The organism is Pseudomonas sp. P4_C8 (assembly GCF_056401975.1).
In genome coordinates this window covers 98,964-105,623 of record NZ_JBFUIH010000021.1, presented here as the reverse complement: position 1 = coordinate 105,623, position 6,660 = coordinate 98,964, and the positions used below count along the sequence as shown (strand labels likewise).

General features: G+C 60.2%; 5 protein-coding genes. 2 read left to right on the top strand and 3 right to left on the bottom strand.

Translation table 11 applies throughout. The features are described 5' to 3' along the window. Positions 1 to 255 precede the first annotated feature (255 nt). The 3 genes from AC1DWM_RS15215 to aspA form a co-directional block, all read right to left on the bottom strand. Positions 256 to 1,260: an asparaginase gene (locus AC1DWM_RS15215; protein ID WP_223521258.1), complete on the bottom strand. Its 1,005-nt coding sequence runs from the start codon at positions 1,258 to 1,260 to the stop codon at positions 256 to 258. Positions 1,261 to 1,402: 142 nt separating this feature from the next. Then, positions 1,403 to 2,854: an alanine/glycine:cation symporter family protein gene (locus AC1DWM_RS15210; RefSeq protein ID WP_477795544.1), complete on the bottom strand. Its 1,452-nt coding sequence runs from the start codon at positions 2,852 to 2,854 to the stop codon at positions 1,403 to 1,405. Between the two features lie 476 nt (positions 2,855 to 3,330). Further along, entirely contained in the window at positions 3,331 to 4,755 is a 1,425-nt protein-coding gene (gene aspA / locus AC1DWM_RS15205; protein WP_027926288.1) for an aspartate ammonia-lyase, read from the bottom strand. A 180-nt stretch (positions 4,756 to 4,935) separates the two neighbouring features. Here aspA and AC1DWM_RS15200 point away from each other — a divergent pair, with 180 nt between their 5' ends. Together AC1DWM_RS15200 and purE are read left to right on the top strand one after the other, a co-directional pair. After that, entirely contained in the window at positions 4,936 to 5,850 is a 915-nt protein-coding gene (locus AC1DWM_RS15200; protein WP_223521254.1) for a LysR substrate-binding domain-containing protein, read from the top strand. 307 nt (positions 5,851 to 6,157) lie between these two features. Then, positions 6,158 to 6,649, top strand: a complete 492-nt coding sequence (gene purE, locus AC1DWM_RS15195; RefSeq protein ID WP_175375591.1) for a 5-(carboxyamino)imidazole ribonucleotide mutase — start codon at positions 6,158 to 6,160, stop codon at positions 6,647 to 6,649. Positions 6,650 to 6,660: the final 11 nt, after the last annotated feature.

Below are 6,660 nucleotides of genomic sequence, written 5' to 3'. Positions count from 1 at the left end.
GGCCTTCGAGGCCTGAATGTAATCGGCATACCGTGAGCTCAACCAATGTTGGCCAGAAGCCAAAGATGGCTTCCTCGAATAGGCCTTATACATAGATGCAACCGGGTAGCAGTGTTTGAAAAGCAGGTAGACAGTGGGGGCGAGTCCATACATAGGAGTGAGCCTGCTCGCGATGGCGGTGTATCAGTCAGCACCCATGTTGGATGGGCGACCGCTATCGCGAGCAGGCTCACTCCTACAGGGGGTTGTAATGTGTCAGCTAAGTTCGCCGCAGAGGTCGAGTTCTACAAGGCGCCGCACTTCAGCGGTGTCGAGCCCGGCACCCAGTAAGCCATGCAACTTGCCGAACGCCGCTTCACGGGTCATGCCGCCACCTGAAAGCACACCCACACCACGCAACCGACTGCCAGCCTCGTAAACATCCAGCTCGACGCCACCTTCATGGCATTGGGTGACGGCTACAACCACAACACCCTTGTCCCGCGCCTGTTCCAGGCTGGCGAGGAACTCTGGATTGTCGCTCGGCCCGGTGCCGCTGCCGTAGCACTCCAGCACCAGACCTTGAATGCCGCTGTCGAGCAGGCCGTCCAAAATGTCGGCGCTGATGCCAGGAAACAGCGGCAGCACCGCAACCTTCGCCAGTTGCTTCGGTTGGTTGTAATTCAACGCTGCCGGCAGCGAAGCGGCTTTCACACCGCCACCCTGACGCTCGAGCCGCTTGAACGGATGACGCCCGAAACTGCGTACCTTCGCGCAACGCGTCGGGTCCAGCAGTTCGCCGTGGAAGTACAGATGAACGCCCGGTGCCAGGCCATGGCCGAGGGCAACCAGCGCACCGCTGAGGTTTTCCCAGGCATCGCTGTCCGTCACGCCGGCCGGCAGCATCGAGCCGGTAAAACACACGCGGGCGTGCAGGCCGAGTAACTGAAAACTCATGGCCGCTGCGCTGTAGGCCAGGGTATCCGTGCCGTGCAGGATCAGCACGCTGTCGCAGCCCTGCACATCTACAGCGTCGACCACGGCTTCGCGCAGTTGCTGCCAATACGCCGGGGACATGTTGGCGCTGTCGATCAGTGGCGACATCTCGCGAAAACGCCACTGCGGCACCACCAGCTCAGGCTGGCTGTGCAGGTATTCACGCATCCGCGCTTCGAAGCCGGACGCCGGGGCCAGGCCGTGGGCGCTGGCTTGCATGCCGATGGTGCCACCGGTGTAGAGCACCATCACGTGTTGGGCGGCAGGAAAGGAATTGGGAACCATGGGGAAGTCTCCGCAAGAGATGACATGTGGGAGCGAGACCGGCTTGCCGGCGATAGCGGTATGTTAGACACTAATGTGTCACTGACAGTCCGTCATCGCCAGCAGGCTGGCTCCCACAGGTTGTGTACCCGTCGTTTACCGGTCAGCGTTGCGCTGCGGGTACGCCTTGCGGCTCGGTTGTTGCTGTCGGGGCAGGTGCTGGCGGGTTGGCTGGCCAGGCCTTCAGGTCGAGGTCCAAATCGGCGAATTTGCTCGAATCAAACACCGGCGTCTTGATTCCGGCCGCACGCTGGTCATCGTAGTCACGCAGGATGCGCATGCCGACCTTGAACAACAGGAACAGCGCGATCAGGTTCACGAACGCGAGCATCGTCATGGTGATGTCGGCGAAGGCGAACACAGTGCCCAGGTTTTCGATGGCGCCCCAGAAGATCAACACCAGCACCAGCGCACGATAACCCATCAGCGCCTTGCGGTTTTCACCGATCAAAAAGCGCAGGTTGCTCTCGCCCAGGTAGTAGTTGTAGAGAATCGAGGTGAACACGAACAACGACAGGGCCACGGAGATGAATATCCGGCCCCAGTCACCGACCACGGCGGCCAGCGAGTTCTGGGTCAAGGCAATGCCATCGCCTTCGAAGCCGGGGGTGTAGAAACCCGAGAGCAGGATCAGCAGCGCGGTACAGGTGCAGATCACGAAAGTGTCGAGGAACACGCTGAACGCCTGAACCACGCCTTGTGCCACCGGGTGCTCGACCGAAGCCACGGCGGCCACGTTTGGCGCGCTGCCCAGGCCCGCTTCGTTGGCGAACACGCCGCGTTTCACGCCCATGACAATGGCGCTGCCGATCAGGCCGCCAAATGCCTGGTCGAGACCGAAAGCGCTTTTGACGATGGTCATCAACATGCCGGGTACTTGATCGAATTGCAGCACGATCACATAGATGGTCACGCCGATGTACACCAGAGTTTTCACTGGCACCAGCAGGTCGGCGACTTTGGCAATACGTTTGATCCCGCCGATGAACACCATACCCAGCAACACCGCCAGTGCGATGCCGGTATAGGTGGTGTCGAAGCCGAATGCGTTGTTCAGCGAGTGCGTCACGGCATGGGCTTGCAGGCCGTTGAAGGCGAAACCGAAGGTCACCAGCAACAGGAACGCCATGACCATACCCAACCAGCGCTTCTGCAGACCGTGCTGGATGTAGTAGGACGGACCGCCACGGTAGGTGCCGTCGGAATCGGTGCGCTTGTACAGCTGACCGAGAGAGCACTCGAAGAAGCTGCTGGACATGCCGACCAGCGCGGTCACCCACATCCAGAACACTGCACCCGGGCCACCCAGGGTCACGGCGATGCCGACACCGGCGATGTTACCTGCGCCAACGCGACCGGCGAGGCTGAGCATCAGGGCCTGGAACGAACTGAGTTGCCCGGCGCTGCTTTTGAGGCTGTCGCGGAACACCGCGAACATATGGAAAAAGTGGCGCAATTGAACGAAACGCGAGCGGATCGTGAAGTAGCTTCCGAGCCCGACAATGAGCACGATCAGTACTTTCCCTGAGAGGAAGTCGTTGATGACTTCGAGCATGGATTATTCCTCGCTGTTTTTTGTTTAGGCAAATGCGGGGCAGGTAGAAATATCGCGTTACACCGAAGTGCGCGTGGCACAACAGATGAGGCGCGTGTTCGTCCCGGTCCCATTTCGCAGGTTTGTTATTAGTTCGGGTTTCGCATGGGTTTGGGCCTCGTTACCGACGACCGCTCACGCGAAGAGGGGCGGCACTATACCGATGAGTGTGCCGTCCGTCTGCCCGATTATGGTGCAAGCGGTAAAACGAGGTGGCTTTCCTGTAGGAGCACGGCTTGCCGGCGATGGCGATAGTGAGGGCGCCATCGCCGGCAAGCCGTGCTCCTACAGAAGTGACGCATCCGCAAAAAATCAAAAAAAAGGGCCTGGGGATTAAATCCCCAAGCCCTCAAAAGGTGAGAGGTGTCTAGTCCCTCGACCTGGTGAGCGTGGCCCTTGCTCTTCGTTAAAAGAGCAAGGGCCGCTGTTGCGTTCGGTTAAGCCTTCAGAGGCACCAGACGCGGAGCAATCATGTTTTCCGGGCGCAGGATGTCGGCGAGCATGGCGTCGTCGAGCAGGCCTTCTTCGCGCACCAGTTCCAGCACGCCACGGCCGCTTTCGAGGGCGATACGGGCGATGCGGGTGGCGTTTTCATAGCCGATGTACGGGTTCAGTGCGGTGACCAGGCCGATCGAGTGTTCGACCAGTTCGCGGCAGCGCTCTTCGTTGGCAGTAATGCCGGTGATGCAGTGCTCGCGCAGCATGTCCATGGCGCGTTGCAGCAGACGGATCGAGTCGAAGATCTTGAACGCGATCAGCGGCTCCATCACGTTCAGTTGCAGCTGGCCGCCTTCGGCCGCGATGGTCAGGGCCAGGTCGTTACCGATGATCTGGAACGCAACCTGGTTTACGGCTTCCGGAATAACCGGGTTGACCTTGCCTGGCATGATCGAGCTGCCTGGCTGACGCGCCGGCAGGTTGATTTCGTTGATGCCGGTGCGTGGGCCGCTGGACAGCAGACGCAGGTCGTTGCAGATCTTCGACAGTTTGACCGCGGTACGCTTGAGCATGCCGGAGAACAATACGAAGGCGCCCATGTCGGACGTGGCTTCAATCAGGTCGGCAGCCGGAACCAGCGGTTGGCCGCTGATCAATGCCAGACGCTGAACGGCCAGGTGTTGGTAACGCGGGTCGGCGTTGATGCCGGTACCGATCGCAGTACCGCCCAGGTTCACTTCGGTCAGCAGTTCAGGTGCCAGTGTTTTCAGACGCGCCAGGTCTTCGCCCAGGGTCGTGGCGAATGCACGGAATTCCTGGCCCAGGGTCATCGGCACAGCGTCTTGCAGCTGGGTACGACCCATCTTCAGAACGTGGCTGAATTCTTCACCTTTGGCAGCAAACGACTGGATCAGGCTGTCGAGACTGGCCAGCAGTGCGTCGTGACCCAACAGCAGACCCAGGCGGATCGCGGTCGGATAGGCGTCGTTGGTCGACTGCGCCATGTTCACGTCGTTGTTCGGGTGCAGGTATTGGTATTCGCCTTTCTGGTGACCCATGGCCTCCAGCGCGATGTTGGCAATGACTTCGTTGGCATTCATGTTGGTTGAAGTGCCAGCGCCGCCTTGAATCATGTCCACCACGAATTCTTCGTGGAAATCGCCGCGGATCAGACGTGCACAAGCTTCGCTGATGGCAGCGTGCTTGGCTTCGCTCAGGTGACCCAGTTCGCGGTTGGCGTCAGCGGCGGCCTGTTTGACCATCGCCAAACCGACAACCAGCTTAGGGTAATGCGAAATCGGAACGCCCGAGAGGCGGAAGTTGTTCACCGCTCGCAGGGTCTGGATGCCGTAATACGCTTGTGCAGGTACTTCGAGTACGCCAAGCAGGTCTTTTTCTGTGCGGAAAGATGCAGCGGAGGACATGATAGAAATCATCTCGATATGGACCCGGTCTGTGCCGGAACACTGCAAATGCTAGGCTTGTGGAGAAATTTCGGCCAATGCTGTTAAACACTGGCCTATGCACATTCGGCATAATGTCGGTGTGACGCCGTGTGTGCGGCGAGCGTGTGACCTAAATTGGTGCGTGTCCGGGAGGACGTGATGAATCTGGAAAGTAAATGGCTTGAGGACTTCAGCGCCCTGGCCGCCACCCGCAGCTTCTCCCAGGCTGCGGAACGACGCTTCGTGACACAACCGGCCTTCAGCCGGCGGATCCGCAGCCTTGAAGCCGCGCTGGGGCTGCAACTGGTCAATCGCTCGCGCACGCCCGTCGAGCTGACGGCGGCGGGGCAATTGTTTCTGGTGACGGCGCGGACGGTGGTCGAACAGTTGGGTGAAGTGCTGCGTCATCTTCATCACCTGGAAGGCGGGCAGGGCGAAGTGATGCAAGTCGCTGCCGCTCACTCATTGGCGCTGGGTTTCTTTCCCCGCTGGATCGCGCAGTTGCGCAATGAAGGCCTGAATATCGCGACGCGTTTGGTGGCAACCAACGTCGGTGACGCGGTGCATGCCTTGCGCGAGGGCGGTTGCGATTTGATGTTGGCGTTTTACGATCCCGATGCAGCGTTGCAGATGGACCCGGAAATCTTTCCGTCTCTGCACCTTGGCCACACTGAGATGCTGCCGGTTTGCGCGGCGGATGCCGAGGGTAAGCCGCTGTTTGATCTGGAAGGCGAAGCCAGCGTGCCTTTGCTCGCCTACAGCGCCGGCGCGTTTCTCGGACGTTCGGTGAACATGCTGTTGCGCCAGCGTGCGCTGCGCTTTACCACCATTTACGAAACCGCCATGGCCGACAGCCTGAAAAGCATGGCACTGGAAGGGTTGGGCATTGCCTGGGTGCCGCAACTGAGCGTGCGTGCCGAACTGGCTCGCGGCGAACTGGTGGTCTGTGGCGGCCCGCAATGGCATGTGCCGCTGGAGATTCGCCTGTATCGCTGCGCCCTGGTGCGCAAGGCCAACGTGCGGCTGCTGTGGCGCAAGCTTGAAGGCGGTGCAGCCCAAGGGACAACCAACTAACGATGCCTTTGTAGGAGCACAGCTTGCTGGCGATTGCGTTCTGGAAGTCGCCATCGCCAGCAAGCTGTGCTCCTACAGGGGCGGGTTTTATGGCACGTATGTCTGCTGACCTGCGAGTCAATAAAACCGGCACTTTGCGCCGTATGACAGATGGTCGCAACGGGGGCTGTTTATCTGTGTCATTACGGTATACTGCGCGGCCTTCGGCCGGTTCGCCCGGCCATAATTCGTACAACAAGCCACGCATTTTGCGTGGCTTGTTGTTTTTTGACGCGCCTGCGGGCGCCCAGAGAGAAGAGGCACGACGATGAGTGCACTGGTTGGCGTGATCATGGGCTCCAAGTCCGATTGGTCCACCCTTAGCCACACCGCCGATATGCTGGAAAAGCTCGGCATCCCTTACGAGGTGAAAGTGGTCTCTGCCCACCGCACCCCGGACCTGCTGTTCCAGTACGCCGAAGAGGCTGAGGCCCGTGGTATCGAGGTGATTATCGCCGGTGCCGGTGGCGCGGCCCACTTGCCTGGCATGTGTGCGGCCAAGACCCACCTGCCGGTGCTGGGCGTGCCGGTGCAGTCGGCGATGCTGTCCGGCGTCGATTCGTTGCTTTCCATCGTGCAGATGCCGGCTGGCATCCCGGTTGCGACCCTGGCCATCGGCAAGGCTGGCGCGATCAATGCTGCGCTGCTGTCGGCGAGCATCCTGGGCGCCAAGCACCCGCAGTTCCACGACGTGCTGAAAACGTTCCGCGCTGAACAGACAGACAGCGTCCTGGAAAATCCAGACCCACGCATCGCCTGAGGTTGTTGACG